This is a genomic window from Bacteroidota bacterium, assembly GCA_035506275.1.
Taxonomy (GTDB): Bacteria; Bacteroidota; Ignavibacteria; order UBA10030; family UBA8401; genus JAGVPT01.
On record DATJPT010000011.1, the window covers coordinates 1 to 19,235 of the forward strand.

Consider the following 19,235-nt stretch of genomic DNA (forward strand, 5'->3'; position numbering starts at 1 on the left):
GCTCGGATTGACGCTGAACTATACGGCTTCCTCGAGCACGAGCATCGTCTTTAACGGTATCAGCGGGTTTGAACAGCCCTTTCTTGCGCCGTATGGGAAGAAGGATGTGGCAGACTTTATTATCACCGAGGCGGTCAACGAAAACCTCACGCTGGCTGTGAACGCCGACTACGGGCAGGAGCGTTTAGGAGGTTCGGCAGGTCCGCTGATGATGTGGAAGGGGATCGATTTGTATGAGAAGTATGCGCTCGGCCCGAAATCGGACATTGCCTTGAGGGAAGAGGTCTATTCGGACCCCTATCTCTACACCTTGACCGGGGCACCGACGCCATTCGACACGAAGGAGACCCTGAAAGAGGTGACGGTGACCTATGAGTACCATCTTTTCGACCCGTTGATCACGAGGGTGGAGTTCAGGGACGATCTGTCGAACAATCCTGGGTTCTTCAACACGGCCAGTGCGAGCCCGTCGCTTTCGGCGCAGTCGCAGCCGACGTTGCTCATCGGCGTTGTCGCAACGTTCTGACTCAGAAAATATTCTCAACAATCATCCAATAACCTCGAGAGGTAAATATGGCTGAAGAAAAAAAGACCACCATGAAAAAGACGCTGGGCCTCACTGGTGTCACGGTGAACGCAATGGCGCTTATCGCTCCCGGTGCATTTTTGTGGATCACATTCCAAGTGCAAGCGTCGAACAATGGCGGTGCGACGGACATGTGGACCGGTATCGTCGCAGCTCTCATTGTTGCATTTCTTACCGCAATAGCATTCTCTGAATTGGCGAGACGCTATCCGGAAGCCGGCGCCGGCGGTTCTTACTATTTTGCTGAAAAAGCCTTCCTTGACCGTGACAAGGCATCCCACCGTCGCTTCGCTCGTTTGGCCAAGTTTCTCACGGGATGGGCTGCCCACTTGTTTTATTGGGTCTATCCCGGCGTCATGGTAGCGATGATGGCTGTGCTCGTTACCTATATTTTCGGGCAATTCAATATCAACATTACCATTCCCGAGCAGATCGGAATCGCCGTTGTATTCTCCTTATTTATCGGGTTGATCGCAGTTCGCGGAATCACCGGTTCGACGAATGTTGCCATCGCCATCAATGTGATTCAATTGGTTTCGCTGATCGGCTTCAGCATACTGGCGATCATGTTCCGTGTTCAAAATCCCCTTCATGCCACCCAATGGGCTCATCCAGCCGCGATCTCTGTCGTTTGGCCGCACAGCCTCTCGGCGATGCTCTTTCAGTCGACGATTGCGATCCTGATTCTTGTTGGGTTCGAATCTTCCACATCATTAGCGGGAGAAGCATTGAATCCGAAGAAAGACATTCCACGCGGCGTTCTCATTTCGTTGGTCATTCAAGGGCTCTTCGCTTACCTGCTCGAATATTTTGCGGCAAACTATGCAGTGTGCGAAAAACTGACGTTTACGAATCCTGACGGAAGCATCGTCACGGGCATGGATGCCGCGGCTGCCTCGGGCGCGCCCATCGGAGATTTGGTTCGTCTTATCGGCGATGCGATGCTCGGTGGAAACGGATTTATTCTGATGATTATTATCGCTATCACCGTTGCTCTCGCCGTTGTGGGGACTACGCTCGCTGCGATCAATACTGCCGTGCGAGTTAGTTTTGCAATGGCCCAGGACAAGGAAATGCCAGAAATGCTCGGTTCCCTGCACGAGAAGCATGCCAGCCCGCACGTGGGGGTATGGGTCCTTGTGGTTGTGTCCGCCGTTCTCGGAAGCATCGGCGTTCTGAATGTCACGGCCTTAACGGGTATCACACTGGCTTCGAACATCGGCACGTTTGCCCTCTACGCTCTCATCTGTGGTCTGACCTTCGTGACGTTTGTCGGACGGGAAGAATTCCACAGTGTGAAGCATGCGATCATTCCTTTCCTTGGCCTGATCGGGAACATCGGATTGCTCATCGGCGTTGTCTTTATCGGATTAACGACACCTGGAGTTTCCGAAGATGCCACAAAAATGGCTCTCTATATTACCGGCGGATGGGGTGTTGTCAGCGTCGTCTATCTTGTATGGAACAGCAAGAAGATCGGCAAAGCGATCGTTCCAGCGACCACCGGATCATAACGGATAAATGTGGACAGCATTTTAGCAGCGATGCGGAGGGAGGAAAATGTCATTGCGTTTTCCTCCCTCCTAGTTTGTACCAGGAGTATGAATGACGGATTCTGAGATCGTCGAGATAGAATCGTACAGCTACACGCACATGGGAAATGTCCGCGAGGATAATCAGGATGCGGTTCGTCTTTGTGATCCCGTCGACAACCTTACATTCACCGACGGGCATTTATACGGCATTGCGGATGGCATGGGGGGCTATGCTCACGGGGGAGTTGCGAGTGCATTGGCGCTCGAAACTTTTTTCGAAACATTTTATGCAGCGAACGGGGTTCCCCCATCTCAAAAACTCCGTGTAGGAGTTCAAAATGCGAACTTGAGCGTCTATCAGACCGCCCAGCGTCTCGGTGCCGGCCGGATGGGGACCACGTTAACCGCAGTTAATATCGTGGGGAATAAATTACATATCGCACACATCGGCGACAGCCGCGCCTATCTGATCCGCGAGCAAAAGTCGAAATGTCTGACGAACGACCATACACGCGTGGGAGAGCTGGTAAGAATGAAAGTCCTCTCACCGGAAAAAGTGCGAACGCACAGCCAGCGGTCAATGCTGGATAAATGCCTTGGCATGGAGTTGTTTGTGCAGCCTGACATATTTCAAGTCCAGGCGAAGCCGGGCGATATCATCGTTCTTTGTTCGGACGGAGTGTGGGCGACGATTCAGGATGATGAATTTGCTGATATTATTTCACAGTCCAAAGACCGTGAACATATTTGCAAGAAGATCGTCGATCTCGCCATGGAACGAGGAAGTGACGATAACCTTTCGATGATTCTTCTGTATCTTCACCGGCTCGCGCCGTCTAAAGCGGAGGATGAGAAGAGTTCATTTTGGACTTTGCCCCAGGCCATTCGGCGGTTGTTTAAATGACCGGGTCACAAAGGATGCGGAGCATCAATCAATACAAACTCAACAACGGCCGGTGGGAGAGAATTGCATTTGTAGGGAATCTTTGGTATAATCTCCTGCTCGCAAGCCATACGTTGGAAAAATCACCGAACTATCAGCAGAAAATACATGGCGCTGACGATGGACGAGGCGTCAAAACGTCCTCCGCCGGTGCCAAAACTTGCGAGAGCTTTTATGGCTAGAATATCAATGCTTCAGATCGGCGATCAGTTCGACCATTTTCAAATTCAGGCCCACATTGCTCAAGGCGGAATGAGCGACATTTACCGCGCTTTTGATCTGCTGACGAGTAAGGAAGTCGTCCTGAAGATTCCTGATAAGATGTCGATCGGCGATCCAGCCCAGTATGAACGATTCCAGCGTGAGCTTGAGGTGATGCGAACGCTGCAGCATCCTGCAATTCTCAAAGGGTTGGGATCGGGCCGGTTTAACAGTACGCCTTACCTTGTGACAGAGCTGATTGAGGGGGAATCGATGCGGTCGCTTGTCGCAAGGGCAGCGCCCATGCCGCCAGCCGAAGCGGTCGGGCTGATCAGAAAGATTGCTGATGGAATCGCTCATTGTCACGATAATCAGATCATTCATCGGGACATCAAGCCGGAGAATATTTTGATCACCGCCGCAGGTCAGCCGGTCGTGCTCGATTTTGGCCTCGCGCTGACGAAAAAATCTTTCAGGGTCACGTACGCGAACTTGAGCAGCACTGCCGGAACCCCTGATTACATGGCCCCGGAACAGATCGAAGGGCAGCGGGGGGACGTTCGCACCGATATTTATGCGGTTGGAACAATGCTTTTCGAGTTGCTGACGGGGAGAACGCCGTACAGCGGAGATTCAAATCTTGCTGTCATGGCGCAGCATCTGAGCGGCAATATTCCGCGGCTGGATAAAATTCAATCCGGCATTTCGCCTCAACTGGCTGCGGTCGTTGCAAAAAGTCTCCAACGGGAGCCGAAGGATCGCTACAGCGACATGCACCAGTTCGTTCACGACCTTGACAATCTTGAACAGGTTGATATTTCCATCCTTGATCGCGTAAAAGCTCCCTCGAGAACGCGGGCCTTCTTGCGTTCGCCGGTTGCACGAACAATTGTTTCCACGGTGATACTCATTGGTGTCATCGTGATCCTCGCATTCGTACTTAAATCGATGCACTAATGCCTCCATCCGCTAACGATAATGCCATTGACCGCGTTCTAGCGGTTGCCAAAGAACGCGATGTCAGATTCGTTGACCTGCAATTCACCGACGTTGCAGGCTCTGTGAAGAATATCACTGTTCCCATTTCGGAACTTCCTTCAGCGCTCAACCACGGGATCTGGTTCGACGGCTCCTCGATCGAGGGCTTCGCCCGGATTGCGGAGAGCGATATGTATCTGATCCCCGACCCGTCGACGTTCGCCGTGCTGCCGTGGCTCAGCGGCACCGAGACGACAGCGCGTCTCATTTGCAATGTTCATACTCCCGACGGCAATCAGTTTCTCGGCGATCCGCGGGCGGTCCTTTCCCGCGTGCTCGACGAAGCGAACAAAATGGGGTTCGTCTATCATACCGGACCTGAGCTGGAATTCTTTCTGCTGAAGCCCAATCCGGACGGCAGTGTCATTCCCCCTCGCCCGCAGGACAGCGCAAGCTATTTCGACCAGCCGACGGATATGGTGGCAACGGGATTATGGCGGCAGATGAGCAGCATGCTTTCCGCATTCGGCATCGAGACCGAGGCGATGCACCATGAAGTTTCGACGGGCCAGCATGAGATAGATTTTCGATACTCCCATGCGCTGAAGACCGCCGATAATGCCGTCACGTTCCGCGCGATGCTTAAAATTCTTGCTCAGCAAAAAGGTTTGTACGCGACCTTCATGCCGAAGCCGATCCGCGGAATTAACGGAAGCGGCATGCACGTGCATCAGAGTCTCGGATATAAAGCCAACGGCTCGAATGCTTTCTCCGATGCGGGGGACTCGCATGGTCTGTCGAAAATTGCGAAGCATTTTATCGCAGGCCAGCTCGCCCATGCACGGGGAATGTGCGTTGTCCTCGCCCCGCTCGTGAATTCGTACAAACGGCTCGTGCGGGGATTCGAGGCGCCAGTGAATATTTGCTGGGGGCGGATCAATCGCTCCGCGCTGATTCGTATTCCTCGGGCACACACGCCGAGTTCCACGCGAATCGAATTGCGGTGCCCCGACCCAAGCTGCAATCCGTATTTGGCGTTCGCCGTTATGCTGGCGGCCGGGCTCGACGGGATCAGGAGAGAACTTCCTATACCCGAAGCGACCGAGGAAAATGTTTACATTGCTCCGAGTTCCCAAAGCGGAACGCCCTTCAGCATTCTCCCGAGTTCCCTGGATGAAGCGGTCTCCGAATTGGAAGATGACATGGTCATTCGCGAAGCACTCGGTGCTCATGTGTACGAACGCTTCGTCAGCGCGAAGCGGTTGGAATGGGAAGACTATCGTATTGAAGTCACTCCATGGGAATTGGATAAATATCTTCCGATCTATTAGGCGACCATCCCTGCCGAAAATTTCCTTCCTTGTAATTTCATTTCATCTTTTTTGAACCGGCGGTACGGAAAAGGCCGTCTGCATCTATGACGGTCTCTGAAGGCGCCTATTTTTCGGCCCCTCCCGAGAATTATTTTTTAAAAAGGCCTTGACAAAGGCGCGTAGGAACTTTATATTAGTAAAGTCTTAATCAAAAATTATTAATTAAAATAAAGCATTATTAGGATTCTGCAAAAGATAATGCCATCCGGGTTCTGAAGACTTTAACAATGATCAAGAGGGAGGCTTAAATTGTTCTGCCTCCGGCCGCAGGAACCCGCCCGGAATTCTTGCGGTTGCGGATTTGGATGATGGAGAACGCAAGCTTCATTCCCGGCAAAATACTTCGATCGCTGGTCTAGCTTGACGGTAGTTTGGGGGGGATTCCCGGATCGAGCCGCGGGGCATTTTTCTACCCTTCATGCTCGCCCTTCTTTTGACTGCGTCGGCGATCATGATCGGTTACGGAGCTATTCGGCGGATGGTCTCTGCGGGTTTTGTTCTAGGGTTCGTTTTGGCGATCTTGGAGGAATTTCGCCAAAGGTCGGCTCTTCGTTTATGAGTAGGGAACTGGAATCGCACAGGAGATGCCGGTAAAATGTGAACCCCCAAAAATCTCTTGACAAAACGGCGAGCATTCCTTATATTCGTCAAGTATTTCTCAAAAAAAGTTAAATAATTAAGCACAATAACCGTACTTGACGAATTATCGCTAATATCCCCATGATTTTAGACGACATTGACGTTACGATTCTCGAAATACTGCAGAAAGAGGGGCGGACAAGAAGGAACGAGCTTGCGGAGCTTGTAGGTCTCTCATTGCCGGCGGCAAGCGAAAGGCTGCGTAAACTGGAAGAGGCCGGGGTTATCACCGGCTATCACGCAAAGCTGGACCATAAGCTGCTGGGGAAAGACATCACCGCGTTCGTTCTTGTGACAATGGATTCGTCCAAACATTTCGCCGCATTTGTGGAGCATGTGAATGCGACAGACGACATTCTTGAATGCCACGGAATAACCGGCGAAGGTACCCACTTGCTGAAGGTAAGGACCGAGAATACTGAAAGCCTGGAAAGGCTTCTCGGGAAAGTTCAATCATGGCTCGGCGTCACTAAGACGGCGACGAGCATGGTGCTTTCATCCTCAAAAGAAACCACGCGGATAAAAGTGCACAAGACAAAAACGACCTAATCACAAACTCTTTTCATCAATCATCAAGAGGAACACTATGGCCAAAAAAGAAGGTGGCACTGCAGTCGACAGTGTATTTAAGCTGATCAAAGAAAAAGGCGTGAAAATGGTGGACTTTAAGTTCATCGATTTTCCAGGCCAGTGGCAGCATTTTACTGTTCCCATCTACGAGCTTTCGGAAGAAACGTTTGAAAGCGGGCTGGGCTTTGACGGCTCAAGCATCCGTGGATGGAAAGCGATCCATGAGAGCGACATGTTGATCGTCCCCGATGCTTCGACGGTGATCATTGATCCGTTCTGCGAGATTCCGACGCTGAGTCTGGTCTGCAATGTGTACGACCCGCTCACAAAGCAGAAATACGACCGCGACCCCAGAAACATTGCGCTCAAAGCCGAAGCGTACCTGAAACAGACTGGCATTGCCGACACTGCGTTCTTTGGCCCGGAGGCGGAGTTTTTCATCCTCGATGATGTTCGCTACGATTCGAACGAATATTCGAGCTACTATTTCCTTGATTCGGACGAAGGAAAATGGAATTCCGGCCGCGCTGAAAACCCGAACTTGGGTTACAAGATCCGCCACAAGGAAGGGTACTTCCCGGTTCCTCCGGCGGATTCGATCATGAATCTCCGGAATGAAATGACGCAGAATCTTATCAACGCCGGACTCCACGTTGAAGCGCAGCATCACGAGGTTGCGACGGCAGGACAATCGGAAATCGATTTGCGCTATTCGCCGCTCGTCAGCGCAGCGGACGGGCTCCTGCTTTTCAAATACATCATCAAGAACACTGCAAAGAAACACAACAAGACCGTCACGTACATGCCGAAGCCGATCTTCGGCGACAACGGATCGGGCATGCACGTTCACCAGAGCTTGTGGAAAGCGGGCAAGCCCCTCTTCTTTGGAAACGGGTACGCGAATCTCAGCGATATGGCGCTTCATTACATTGCGGGCCTGCTGAAGCACGCCCCAGCGCTTTGCGCTTTGACCAATCCGACGACGAACTCTTACAAACGGCTCGTTCCCGGATTTGAGGCGCCGGTGAATCTTGCATACTCGCAGCGCAACAGAAGCGCCTCGGTCCGTATTCCTGCGTATTCACAAAGCCCGAAAGCGAAGCGTGTCGAATACCGTACGCCCGACGCATCATGCAACCCGTATCTGGCCTTTTCCGCAATGATGATGGCAGGCCTGGACGGAATTCTGAACAAGCTCGACCCGGGAGACCCGCTGGACAAAGACATTTACGATCTGAGTCCGGAAGAATTGAAGAACATTCCGTCCGCCCCCGGATCGCTCGAAGCCGCGCTGCACGCCCTTGAGCGCGACCACGACTTTCTCCTGAAGGGAGACGTGTTCACGGAGGATGTGATCGATGCATGGATCGACTACAAGATGACGAAGGAAGTCAAGCCGATGGCGCTCCGTCCGCATCCGTATGAATTCCATCTCTATTACGACGTATAGTCGTTGAGGGAGGACGACTCACGAGAACCCTGCGGTGGTTGTTCAGCCGCAGGGTTTTTCATTTTTCCTTGATTGCTTTTCGGATGAGATTTTTCTATTTTTGTCCACCAGTCGATGTCGGACATTATTCGTGTTGTATGAACGATTTTCCCCCCTCGCGCACCCGGTTCAAAAACGACCACAGTGAATGATATGAAGGAATCCCAGACTCTGGTTGCCTCGATTCGAAGTGTTCCCGATTTCCCTAAAAAAGGAATTGTCTTTCGTGATATTACGACGCTTCTGATGAACAAAGAAGCGTATCGCATGTATATCGATATTTTATATGATCGGTACAGGGATCAGCGCATCGATAAAGTAGTAGGAATAGAATCGCGCGGATTTGTTGCCGGGGGAGCGCTTGCATACAGGCTTGGCGCGGGATTCGTTCCCGTGAGAAAGCCGGGGAAACTCCCAGCGGAGAAGATCCGACAGGAATACCAGCTTGAGTACGGGACCGACGCTGTCGAAATTCACCGGGATGCGATCGCAAAGGGGGAGAGGGTCCTGATGCACGACGACCTGCTTGCGACGGGAGGGACCATCGAAGCAGCATGCAAATTAGTGGAACAATTAGGGGGAAAGATCATCTCCCTTTCATTCCTCATCGAGCTTTCTTTTTTGAATCCGCGAAAACGTCTTTCGCAATACGACATCTTCTCGCTTATTTCGTACGACAGCGAATAAGCGGGGCCATCTTCAAAAAAAAGTAGTTATCCATGAAAACGATCATCGAGCCGTTCAAGATCAAGTCGGTCGAACCTATCCGTTTCACGACACTCGAAGAGCGGTCGGACATTTTGAAACAGGCAGGCTATAATCCCTTTTTCATTCATGCGGAAGACGTCCTTATCGATTTGCTGACCGACAGCGGAACATCGGCGATGAGCGCGAAACAATGGGCCGGAATCATGGACGGCGACGAATCGTATGCCGGCGCGCGCAGTTTTTTCCGGTTTGAAAAAGTCGTACGGGATCTTACCGGTTTCACGTTCATCATACCGACACACCAGGGGCGTGCCGCGGAGAAAATTCTTTTCTCGATCACGGGAGGGAAGGGGAGGTTGATTCCGAACAATGCGCATTTTGATACGACCCGTGCAAACGTTGAATTTTCAGGAGCGGAGGCGGTCGATTTTCCGACGGAGGAGGGAGTCCACCCCGAAGTGATCGCGGATTTTAAGGGAAATATGAATATCCCGGCTCTTGAAAAATTCATCCGGGAAAAAGGCGCCGAGAATATTCCGTTGTGCATGATCACCGTGACGAACAATTCGGGCGGCGGTCAGCCCGTGTCGATGGAGAATATCAGAGAGACAAAAAGAGTTCTGAAGAAATACGGCATCCCCTTGTTTCTCGACGCCTGCCGGTTTGCCGAGAATGCATTTTTCATCAAGAAGCGGGAAAAAGGATATGCCGGCAAGACCGCCCGCGAGATCGCACAAGAAATGTTCTCTTATGCCGACGGCTGCACCATGAGCGCAAAAAAAGATGCCATCGTGAACATGGGAGGATTTCTTGCGATGAACGACGAGCAGCTTGCGACGAAAGCACGGAACCTTTTGATCGTGACCGAGGGATTCCCGACGTACGGCGGGCTTGCAGGGCGGGATCTTGAGGCTATCGCTCAAGGTCTTGATGAAGTTCTCGATGAGCATTACCTCACGTATCGTCTTCGCTCGGTCGAATATCTGGGAAATAAGCTGACCGATGCGGGAGTGCCGATCCTGCAGCCCCCCGGAGGGCATGCTATTTATATCGACGCGAAGCGGTTCCTTCCGCACATCCCGCCGGCGGAATTTCCGGGGCAAGCGATCGTTTGCGAGTTATATACCGTTGGCGGCATACGCGCCGTCGAGATCGGAAGCGTCATGTTCGGAAAGTATGATGCTGCTGGAAAACATATTGCGCCGTCGATGGAATTAGTCCGACTTGCAATTCCTCGCAGGGTCTATACCCAGAGTCACATCGATTACGTGATCGAAAGTGTTGTTGAAGTGTTCACGAACCGGAAGAAATTGTCTGGATTCAAGTTTGTGTACGAAGCGCCTCAACTTCGTCATTTTACGGCACGGTTTGAACCGTTGTGAGCCGGTAAGGTCCGGATAGCTAAATCATTTCCTGCGGTTTTTTGCCGCTTTATTTTTCCTTGCCCCGGATTTCGCCTTGCAGTTTAATTTATCCTCCCGTTCTTAAATCGTTGCAAACAAGCGCAAAACTTCGTATTTTACACCGCCTCAAAAGCTGTGTGTTCAAACAGATCTTCCTGGAAGGTGCGAATCGATGATTTCGTGCTCCGTTTGTGCGCATCCTAATGACGACCTTGAAACGGTCTGCGCAAAATGCGGAAGTTTTATTCAGGACCGGGTGCCGAACCTCGATTTTTTTTCGACCCTGTGGCGTATCGTAGAATCGCCTTCAGAAGCGTTCCACAGAATTATAGTGGCTGAGCATAAGAATTACGTTCTCTTTCAGATGACGTTTCTGGGAATCGCGATCTCGTTCGCCTTGCTGTGGGCACGTCATGCCGGGAACGAGTTCGACAACCTGCTTTATCTGCTCTTGCTCGGTGTCGTTGTCGGGCTGGCGATCGCGCTTCCCGTAGGCGTTGTTCTTGCGGCGACACTCCACGGCCTGGTGAAATTTTTTGGCGGAAAAGGAACGATGAAGAACACCTATGCGGTTGTCGGCTGGTCTCTCACCCCGGTTCTTTTGTCGGTCTCCATTATTTTGCCGATCGAACTGGGCGCTTTAGGGTTGCGTTTATTTTCGACCGCCCCCTCGCCGATGGAAGTCAAGCCGGTGGTCTATGCCGTGCTGCTTTTGCTCGATGCGGTCGCCGGCATATGGTCGATCCAGCTCGCGAGGATCGGGCTAAGTATCGCGCACAAGATTTCCAGTTGGAAAGCGCTTGAGGTGGTGGTGATCGTGTGCCTGGTCTTCTCGACAGCGCTCTATCAGCTGTTCGCCTGGCTGATTGTTTGATCTCAGAATTAACGCATGGATCGTACCCGGTTCGAGGATATTGCAGAAGAAGCGTTCAATCATTTACCGGCGCTCTTCAAAAAGAAAATTGAGAACGTGGAGATCGTTGTCGAAGATGCGCCTGTCTCCCCCGCGCCGCGGTCAATGCTGCTCGGACTGTATCACGGCGTTCCGTTGACAAAGAGAGGAGCATGGTACGGTATGTCCCCCGTGTTGCCGGACAGGATCTCGCTCTATCAAAACAATATCGAGCGCGTCTGCACTTCGGATGATGAGATCCGGAGCAAGATTTATGAAGTGCTGTGCCACGAGGTCGGGCATTACTTTGGAATGGATGAACGCCAGGTGCGCTCGGCGATGAAATCGTGGTAATGTTTGGTGAGATAATAATTACACTGAAAAATCATTGAAAGGATTTATCGATGGCAAAAGTGATACTCACGATGCAGTACGAGATTGACGAGAAGAAGCGGGAAGGATTTCTCGCAGCCGTGCAGGAGCTCAAGTCTCATTATGCTTCAAACCCGCACATCGTTTATGTGGTTGGCGAGCAGAAAGGGAAGAAGAATTCTTTTTCGGAAATGTACATCGCTGACTCAGAAGACGCGTACGCGCAATTCAAGGAGATCGAGGACCAAACAGCCGACGCGCTCAGCGAAAAACTTTCGACATACATGAAGAACGGAAAAGCAAAGTACACGACGTATGTGGAGACTGCTTGACGCTCCGCGCAGAAGTTTCCAATCCCCATCATGATGTGAACGATCAATGGCAATTCGAGATCCGATAGCGATCTTTCTAAAAGAACATGACACTGCGCTGGTTCAACTGCGTATCTTAAAAAAATCGGCGGCCGACATAAAGAAGAACGGGTACTCGGACAAGGCGTTCAAACAGCTCTTGAAAGCGGCGGAGTTCGTGGACGAAGAGGTCCGGGTGCACAACGGCAAAGAAGAGACGGCGCTGTTCCCTCTCGTTGAACGCTATGTTGACGGTCCGACAAACGTGCTTCGCGAAGACCATCAGCGGATGGCGAAAATCTACAAGAAACTGCGCTACAGCATCGAGGCGTTGAAGGAGGGCCACGAGGACAGCGTTGCCCGGCAGGAGTTGGCAGAAGCGGCCGAGGGGATTGTGCAGCTGATGGTGAACCACATCCACAAGGAAAATGAAATTCTCTTCCCCCTTGTGAAGAGATTCTTTACGAAAGAAGAACTTCGTAAAGTTGCTCAACGGATGCTCTAGCCCGGGCCGCATAGGCCGCATGCCGAAGGAATGCCGTTTCCGCAAAAGCGTTAATTTCTTTTCTCCAGTTTGACATTCTTCACTATTTTTTCATTCCCACGCTGTACTACCACTTCAACCTCATCCCCCGGTTTATATTCCTGAAGGGCGTAGGTATAATCGTACACATTCTTGATCTCAAACTTCCCAAACTTGACGATGATGTCCCCTCCAAGGAGGCCGGCTTTTGCCGCAGGGCTGTTGTCGCGAACGGCGGTGATCTTCATCCCATCCGACTGGTCAGAATAATCAGGCACGGTTCCAACATAGACTCGGAATCCTCGGGATTCTGAATTCGAAGACGATGAGGTCTTCAAATAATCGGGGCGGGGAGTATGGTCGTCAATGTCGATCGCAATCCTCCTGATATAATCAAGTACCAGGGCCTCGCCGTCGTAATTGATCTTATCGGCATGGTCGGATGGTTTGTGGTAGTCCTCGTGGATTCCGGTGAAGAAAAAGAGAACCGGAATGTTCGCTCCGTAAAAGGATGAGTGATCGCTTGGACCGTATCCATCTTTCACTGATTTCAGGATAAATGTTGAGTCTGCATTATATGCTCCAACCAATGAATCCCACCTCGACGAAGTCCCGGTTCCCTGCACCGTCAATGTTCTGTCTTTCAGCCTTCCTACCATATCGAGGTTGATCATCGCGACGGCATTATTCAGCGGCAGGAGGGGGTGTTTGACGTAATATTCCGAGCCGAGCAGCCCTTCTTCTTCGCCGGAAAATGAGACAAGAAGGATGTTCCGTTTCAACGATGCTTTTTGATGGGAAAGAAGACGGGCGAGCTCGATGACGCCGCCGGTTCCGGAAGCATTGTCGTCGGCACCGTTGTGGATCTCATGCTTGTCGGGGGCAAGAGAGCCGGATCCTTCGCCTCCCCAGCCGAGGTGATCATAATGCGCGCCGATGACGAGATACTCATCGCTCTGGGTGCCGTCAAGCTTTAATAGGCCGGCAACGTTCGAAGACGAGTCTTTGATCTCGACAACGTCGGAAGACAGGGAGAGCACGACGTTCGGTATGTCGATCGATGCCGGCTTCTTCAGCGTGTTGATCTGTGTTTGCAGGGAATCAACCGTCGTATGGGCGGCGCGCAGCCAACTGTCCGCAACGGCGCGCGAGACGCTGAACACAGGGAGTCCGCTGTTGCTGAAAGAGTTGTCGTACCTGAGTGCAATTAATTCGTCCGTCGAATCGTCGGCCGACCCTGTGACCACCAAAAGCGCTTTCGCCCCCTTTTCTCTCGCCGTCAGCGTTTTGTACCGGAGCGGCAAATATTTGCCGAATTCCGAATGCGGGTTATCATTTCCCGGAGAATAGCGCATGACGAGGACGATCTTATTCTTGACGTCCACATTTGCATAGTCGTCGTATTGCGGGTTGGTCGAACTGATTCCATATCCAGCGAAGATCACTGGCCCGGAAACTTGTCCGTCCGCTGAAAATGCCAGCGGCCTAAAATCTCTATTAAGCTGGTATGATGTTGTTCCCTTCCCGTCGCTACGGGAAAAGGAATTCTTCTCTCCCAGCTTCACTCCGGAGATGAAGCTGAAATGTTGGAAATAACTTCCGTGGTCTCCGAGCGGGACAAGGCCGAGGGATTGAAATTGTTGTGCAATGTACTCCGCCGCGAGCTCTGCCCCCTTGCTCCCGGCTTTTCTTCCTTCCAACGCATCCGATGCTAAGTACCCGATGTGTTGCTTCAGGTAAATGGATGTCGAGTCATTGAGACCGGCAGCGGGAAGAGCAAGAAAGAAAAAGAGGAAGGAGGTCAGAATTTTTTTCATGCTTCAGCCTTTCGTAAAATGTTGTGCGTCGATGGACTGGCCTGTCACATGCTTCGATTCATCCGAAGCAAGGTAGACGAACGCTTCAAGAATATCGTCCGGGTGTTTCAGTGTGCGGGGATCTTCATCGGGGAACGCCGCATGCCTCATTTCGGTTGCGATCGGTCCGGGATTGAGGGCGTTGACCCGGATATTGTGAGGACGCAACTCTTCCGCCAACGCTTTTGTGAACCCTTCAGTCGCGAATTTCGAAATGCCGTAGGCTCCCCAATTTGCTTTTGCAACTTTTCCGACCGTCGATGAAACGTTGATGATCGATCCGCCGCGCTCGGAAAAGAAGGGGATCGCATGTTTCGTCATAAAGAAAAGGCCGTCGAGATTTACAGAAAGAACTTTTGCCCATTCCTGGGAAGGGTAATGCGAGAAGGGAACGCGCGGGCCGAGAATACCAGCGTTGTTTACGAGGATGTCGATAGCGCCGAAATTCTTCCCGCACGACGACAAGAAATCTTCCGCCTGCGATTCATCAGAAATATCCGTCTGTTCGAAAAACGATCTTCCCCCTTCGGACATGATTTCAAGGCTCACCGCGCGAAGCAGTTCAGTGTGTCGGGCGCAGAGGCAGACAACGGCCCCCTCGCGGGCAAACCGCTTGGCGGCAGCCCGGCCGATTCCTCGCGACGCTCCGGTAATGACGGCAACTTTGTGCGCGAGCCTCATCCTCTTATTGTTTCCAATCGGCGATAAAAATGTTAATCTCTCTCCGCTGTGTTGCATTCCGTCCCGAGGCAAAGACGAGCTTGGCGCCGTCCGGGCTGAACATCGGGAACCCGTCAAAAGCATCCGAATACGTTACCTGCTCGAGGTTCTTCCCGTCGGCGTCGATCAGGTACAGGTCGAAATTCCATCCCTTTTGGTCGTTGACATTTGAAGAGAAAATAATCCGCTTTCCGTCGGGGGTAAAGAACGGAGCGAAGTTCGCAGCGCCGTTGTTCGTGATCTGATGTTGGTTGGAGCCGTCGGCGTTCATGAGAAAGATCTCCATGTTCGTCGGTTTCACCAGGCCTTGCGCAAGCAGGTCTTCTCCTTCCTTTTGATCCTCGGGCGTCGTCGGATGGTGAGCGCGATAGACGATCTGCTTTCCATCGGGTGAAAAGAACGCTCCGCCGTCATACCCTTTTGTGTATGTCAATCGTTTTTGATTCGAACCGTCGGCATTCATCGTGTAGATCTCCAGGTCGCCGTCCCGCGCAGACGTGAAGACGATGGTCTTTCCGTCGGGCGAAATCGTCCCTTCGGCGTCGTAACCATCCGTTGTCGTGAGACGCTTGAGGTCCGAGCCATCCGGGTTCGCTGAAAAAATATCGTACGTTTTAAAGACAGCCCATACGTACCCGTGGGAGCGATCGGGGTCGGGCATACAGCCGCTTCCTCCGAGATGGGTTGAGGCATAGATGATCCTTTTGCCGTCGGGAAAGAAATATCCGCAGGTTGTTCTTCCCGTTCCGGTGCTGACGAGCGTGTCTCCCGTGCCGTCGATATTCATCGTAAACATCCTGTCGCACGGATACCCTCCCTTGGCGGATTGGTAAATGAGTTTTTTCCCATCGGAGGAAAAATATGCTTCTGCGTTCAACCCGCCGAACGTAATTTGTTTGATGTTGGCGAGATGTTTTTCCTTCTCCAACTGACAGTCTGCCGTAGAATAGAGGAACCAAACAATGAGCAGAAAGTGTTTCATACTGTGACCTCTCTTGATAGGATCGTAGCGGTGGGAAGTGTGTTTCCGGAACGAAGTTCCGATGACGTGCAAACGAATCTTGTTTAATAATAAGAGTTGTTGTTGACATATTCAACGGTTATATGAAGCCGCGCATGTCTTCGGCGAGACCAATCCTCTAACTTCTTCAATGACAATTTTTTCTTATTGACAAAGGAAACATATTTTGTTATATTTTTTTCAAGAGTTCGACGCTGCATGCTCGAACACACTACACCTTGAGAAGTTGCCGTTTTTCAAGGTCCTTATAAGCTTCATACCGAACGTATTTTAGAAATCTTCGTGCTATGTCTGAATCTGTTACTGCACCGCAGCAGCCAGTTTCCGTTGCAGCGCCAAAGAAGAAGAAGAAATCACCTCTTGTTGCCATTATCCATCCCGAGGGATGCACGGGATGCGAAGTCTGCATTGAATTTTGTCCAGTCGATTGCCTCTATAAGGTCCCCGGCCCTGAAAATCCGATCGATAACTTCCACAACAACGTCAACGGGATTGTTATTGTCGACGAGGAAGTCTGTATAGGATGCAAGCTCTGTGCAAAGTATTGTCCGTGGGAGGTGATCGATATGGTGAAGCGTGAAGATGAAACTGCTGTTTCCGCCGCAGCGTAGTGGGGCCTGCTTCTCCATTATTCTCATCAAAGGTATTTTTGACTAATTTTGTCAGAAGGACGTTCTGATGGCAGATGAATTAACGCCTCCGTTGCCGGCCGAAGAGCAGCCTGCGCCGAAACCGCAACCTGCGGCAGCGGCGCCCGCACAGATCACGGCGATCCCTATTCCGAAGAAGCCAAAACAAGACCGGGCTCCGGAGAACGACCCCGGTGTCTGGCGGATGGGAAGAAAGAGCTTTCTTTCTTTCGCCGGTTGGCTCTCGTTTCTCGGTTTTCTCGGCATCTCGACTGTCGGCTCGCTTCGCTACATGTTCCCCCGTGTCTTGTTTGAACCTCCGACCAAATTCAAAGCAGGCCTTCCCAGCGACTACATCATCGGCGAAGTGAACGAAAAGTATAAGGATTCCCAGCGAATTTGGATCGTCAGAGAAAAGGAAGGCTTCTACGCGCTGATCGCTATCTGCACTCATTTAGGATGCACGCCGAACTGGCTTGAGGACGCAAACAAATTCAAGTGTCCGTGTCATGGAAGCGGCTACTACAAAAGTGGAATCAATTTTGAAGGTCCTACGCCGAGGCCGCTGGAGCGCGCGCAAATTACGCTTAATGATGACGGCGAGATAGTCATCGACAAGAGCATCAAGTTTCGCTATGAACTCGGTCAGTGGGGGCTCCCCGGATCGTACCTAAAATACACCGGTTGATTCTTTTGAAAGGAATGCTTCATGATTAGCCCGATGGAAAAATTTCGTAAGACCGAAGTTTATAAATCCATCTTCCGACACAAATACGACGACACTCCCCGCAACCGCGCGCTGCAGATCGTCGACAACGTCTTTCTTCATCTGCATCCTGTCCGTATCGCTCGGCACGCGACGAACGTTGGCTACACGTGGGGGATGGGGGGGATCACGTTCCTGTTGTTTCTCGTCCTCACGCTGACCGGCGTTATCTTGATGTTCTACTACAGACCGACAGCGCAGTATGCGTACGAAGACATGAAATATTTGATGAACGATGTTCCGTTCGGTCCCCTGATCAGAAACATGCACCGCTGGGCAGCTCATGCGATGGTGATCACGGTGATGCTTCATATGTTCCGCGTTTTTCTCACCGGTTCGTACAAGCCTCCGAGGCAGTTCAATTGGGTGATCGGAGTTGTTCTTCTTCTTTTGACCTTTCTTCTCAGCTTTTCCGGATATTTGCTCCCGTGGGACCAGCTTTCAATCTGGGCGGTGACTGTCGGTACGAATATGGCGCGCGCCACTCCGCTGCTGGGGAGCGAAGGTCCATTCGGCGCGCAGCTGGGAATGCGGCCTGACGCGGACGTTCGGTTTGTTTTGCTCGGCGGAACCCAGGTTGGTCCCCCGACGCTTCTTCGTTTTTACGTCGGACATTGCATTTTTCTCCCTCTGATCGCGTCTATATTCATGGTCGTGCATTTTTGGCGCATCAGAAAAGACGGTGGGATCTCCGGGCCGGATACTGGAAAGAAGAATTTCTAAAAATACATCAAGCATTAGAGAACTATGAAACACCTCTTGGAACTCGTCAGCAAGCCGGACAATATTCCCATCGTCGGTTTGCTGCTGCTTGTGATCTTTTATTCGTGGCTTGCGTGGACGAAGGCGCGTAAGAACGACCTGGCCAAAACTCCCGAAGAGGCGGCGCTGGACGATAAGGTCCAGGTGTGGCCGTATCTTGTGCGCGTTGAATTTCTCGCGATGCTCCTCGTCCTCTTTATTCTCGTTGTCTGGTCGGTTTTTATCAACGCCCCCCTGGAAGCGCCCGCGAACCCTTCGCTGACGCCGAATCCCTCCAAGGCTCCCTGGTATTTTTTGGGACTACAGGAGCTCCTTGTGTACTTTGATCCGTGGATCGCCGGCGTCGTCCTTCCGTCGATCATCATTGTCGGGCTCATGATTATTCCGTACGTCGATATCAACGAAAAGGGGAACGGATACTATACCTTTAAGGATCGGAAATTTGCGATCCTTACATTTTGTTTCGGTTTCTTGATCCTCTGGGTTTCCCTTATCGTGCTGGGCACGTTCATGCGTGGACCTGGTTGGAATTTTTTCCTTCCGTGGGAGGATTGGGACCTTCATAAAGTGGTCGTCTTGAACAATGTCGATCTGTCCGAGTACTTCGGAATGCCGACCCACCATCCCGACAATAGCCTGAACATCGCGGCCTCGGTCTTCGGGTTTTTGTTCATCGCCGCTTTTTACGGCGGGCTCGGGGGATGGCACTACATGAAGTTCAGGAATTCCGACGTTGTCAAAAAACTTGGGCTCGGCCGTTACGCATTGGTTCTTGGACTCTTTTTGACAATGATGTTTGTCGTCTTGAAAATTGTGCTTCGCCTCGCGCCTCCTTTTTTGGGTGCATACCCGATAAAATATATCTGGGTGACCCCCTGGTTTAACGTGTAGTGCATCGGACACTTTTTATTCTTCCTTC

At 51.5% G+C, this 19,235-nt stretch carries 20 protein-coding genes; 17 read left to right on the plus strand and 3 right to left on the minus strand.

Annotated elements, in window-relative coordinates; genetic code table 11:
* The 13 genes from VMF88_09630 to VMF88_09690 form a co-directional block, all read left to right on the plus strand.
* Positions 1–526, plus strand: a 526-nt coding sequence (locus tag VMF88_09630) for an outer membrane beta-barrel protein (GenBank protein HTY11318.1), incomplete at its 5' end; no start/stop codon positions are given.
* Between the two features lie 47 nt (positions 527–573).
* On the plus strand, positions 574–2,100 hold the full coding sequence (locus VMF88_09635; protein HTY11319.1) for an APC family permease: 1,527 nt from the start codon (positions 574–576) through the stop codon (positions 2,098–2,100).
* 91 nt (positions 2,101–2,191) lie between these two features.
* On the plus strand, positions 2,192–3,025 hold the full coding sequence (locus VMF88_09640; protein ID HTY11320.1) for a protein phosphatase 2C domain-containing protein: 834 nt from the start codon (positions 2,192–2,194) through the stop codon (positions 3,023–3,025).
* A 213-nt stretch (positions 3,026–3,238) separates the two neighbouring features.
* The gene (locus tag VMF88_09645; protein ID HTY11321.1) at positions 3,239–4,222 is read left to right on the plus strand and encodes a serine/threonine-protein kinase; all 984 of its coding nucleotides are present in this window, start codon (positions 3,239–3,241) and stop codon (positions 4,220–4,222) included.
* The gene (gene glnA, locus VMF88_09650) at positions 4,222–5,574 is read left to right on the plus strand and encodes a type I glutamate--ammonia ligase (GenBank protein HTY11322.1); all 1,353 of its coding nucleotides are present in this window, start codon (positions 4,222–4,224) and stop codon (positions 5,572–5,574) included. The genes VMF88_09645 and glnA (VMF88_09650) overlap by 1 nt, the downstream gene beginning before the upstream one ends.
* A 762-nt stretch (positions 5,575–6,336) precedes the next feature.
* Complete coding sequence (locus VMF88_09655) at positions 6,337–6,804, plus strand: Lrp/AsnC family transcriptional regulator (protein HTY11323.1); 468 nt, start codon at positions 6,337–6,339, stop codon at positions 6,802–6,804.
* Between the two features lie 37 nt (positions 6,805–6,841).
* On the plus strand, positions 6,842–8,275 hold the full coding sequence (glnA, locus tag VMF88_09660; protein HTY11324.1) for a type I glutamate--ammonia ligase: 1,434 nt from the start codon (positions 6,842–6,844) through the stop codon (positions 8,273–8,275).
* A gap of 192 nt (positions 8,276–8,467) precedes the next feature.
* Positions 8,468–9,001 (plus strand): adenine phosphoribosyltransferase, encoded by a 534-nt coding sequence (locus tag VMF88_09665; protein HTY11325.1) that lies wholly within the window; start codon positions 8,468–8,470, stop codon positions 8,999–9,001.
* A 32-nt stretch (positions 9,002–9,033) separates the two neighbouring features.
* Positions 9,034–10,404 carry a tryptophanase gene (locus VMF88_09670; protein ID HTY11326.1) on the plus strand — a complete coding sequence of 457 codons (1,371 nt, stop codon included), beginning with the start codon at positions 9,034–9,036 and terminating at the stop codon, positions 10,402–10,404.
* 193 nt (positions 10,405–10,597) lie between these two features.
* Positions 10,598–11,299, plus strand: a complete 702-nt coding sequence (locus VMF88_09675; protein HTY11327.1) for a Yip1 family protein — start codon at positions 10,598–10,600, stop codon at positions 11,297–11,299.
* A 15-nt stretch (positions 11,300–11,314) separates the two neighbouring features.
* Positions 11,315–11,671 carry a metallopeptidase family protein gene (locus VMF88_09680; protein ID HTY11328.1) on the plus strand — a complete coding sequence of 119 codons (357 nt, stop codon included), beginning with the start codon at positions 11,315–11,317 and terminating at the stop codon, positions 11,669–11,671.
* A gap of 50 nt (positions 11,672–11,721) precedes the next feature.
* Positions 11,722–12,021 (plus strand): hypothetical protein, encoded by a 300-nt coding sequence (locus tag VMF88_09685; protein HTY11329.1) that lies wholly within the window; start codon positions 11,722–11,724, stop codon positions 12,019–12,021.
* A 46-nt stretch (positions 12,022–12,067) separates the two neighbouring features.
* Positions 12,068–12,544: a hemerythrin domain-containing protein gene (locus tag VMF88_09690; GenBank protein HTY11330.1), complete on the plus strand. Its 477-nt coding sequence runs from the start codon at positions 12,068–12,070 to the stop codon at positions 12,542–12,544.
* Positions 12,545–12,594: 50 nt separating this feature from the next.
* Here the strand turns inward: VMF88_09690 and VMF88_09695 are convergent, their stop codons facing one another.
* Genes VMF88_09695 through VMF88_09705 form a run of 3 tightly spaced genes read right to left on the minus strand, consistent with a single transcriptional unit; the run spans position 12,595 to position 16,120 of the window.
* The gene (locus tag VMF88_09695; protein HTY11331.1) at positions 12,595–14,379 is read right to left on the minus strand and encodes a M28 family peptidase; all 1,785 of its coding nucleotides are present in this window, start codon (positions 14,377–14,379) and stop codon (positions 12,595–12,597) included.
* Between the two features lie 3 nt (positions 14,380–14,382).
* Positions 14,383–15,099 carry an SDR family NAD(P)-dependent oxidoreductase gene (locus VMF88_09700; GenBank protein ID HTY11332.1) on the minus strand — a complete coding sequence of 239 codons (717 nt, stop codon included), beginning with the start codon at positions 15,097–15,099 and terminating at the stop codon, positions 14,383–14,385.
* Positions 15,100–15,103: 4 nt separating this feature from the next.
* A complete protein-coding gene (locus VMF88_09705; protein HTY11333.1) occupies positions 15,104–16,120 on the minus strand; it encodes a hypothetical protein in 1,017 nt (338 codons plus the stop codon).
* 326 nt (positions 16,121–16,446) lie between these two features.
* On the opposite strand from VMF88_09705, the gene VMF88_09710 reads away from it, so the two are divergent.
* The 4 genes from VMF88_09710 to VMF88_09725 all read left to right on the plus strand — a co-directional run bounded on the left by VMF88_09710 (position 16,447) and on the right by VMF88_09725 (position 19,207).
* Positions 16,447–16,770 (plus strand): 4Fe-4S binding protein, encoded by a 324-nt coding sequence (locus tag VMF88_09710; protein HTY11334.1) that lies wholly within the window; start codon positions 16,447–16,449, stop codon positions 16,768–16,770.
* 67 nt (positions 16,771–16,837) lie between these two features.
* Positions 16,838–17,476, plus strand: a complete 639-nt coding sequence (locus tag VMF88_09715; GenBank protein HTY11335.1) for a Rieske 2Fe-2S domain-containing protein — start codon at positions 16,838–16,840, stop codon at positions 17,474–17,476.
* Between the two features lie 21 nt (positions 17,477–17,497).
* A complete protein-coding gene (locus VMF88_09720; protein HTY11336.1) occupies positions 17,498–18,277 on the plus strand; it encodes a cytochrome b N-terminal domain-containing protein in 780 nt (259 codons plus the stop codon).
* Between the two features lie 24 nt (positions 18,278–18,301).
* Positions 18,302–19,207 carry a cytochrome C gene (locus VMF88_09725; GenBank protein HTY11337.1) on the plus strand — a complete coding sequence of 302 codons (906 nt, stop codon included), beginning with the start codon at positions 18,302–18,304 and terminating at the stop codon, positions 19,205–19,207.
* Positions 19,208–19,235: the final 28 nt, after the last annotated feature.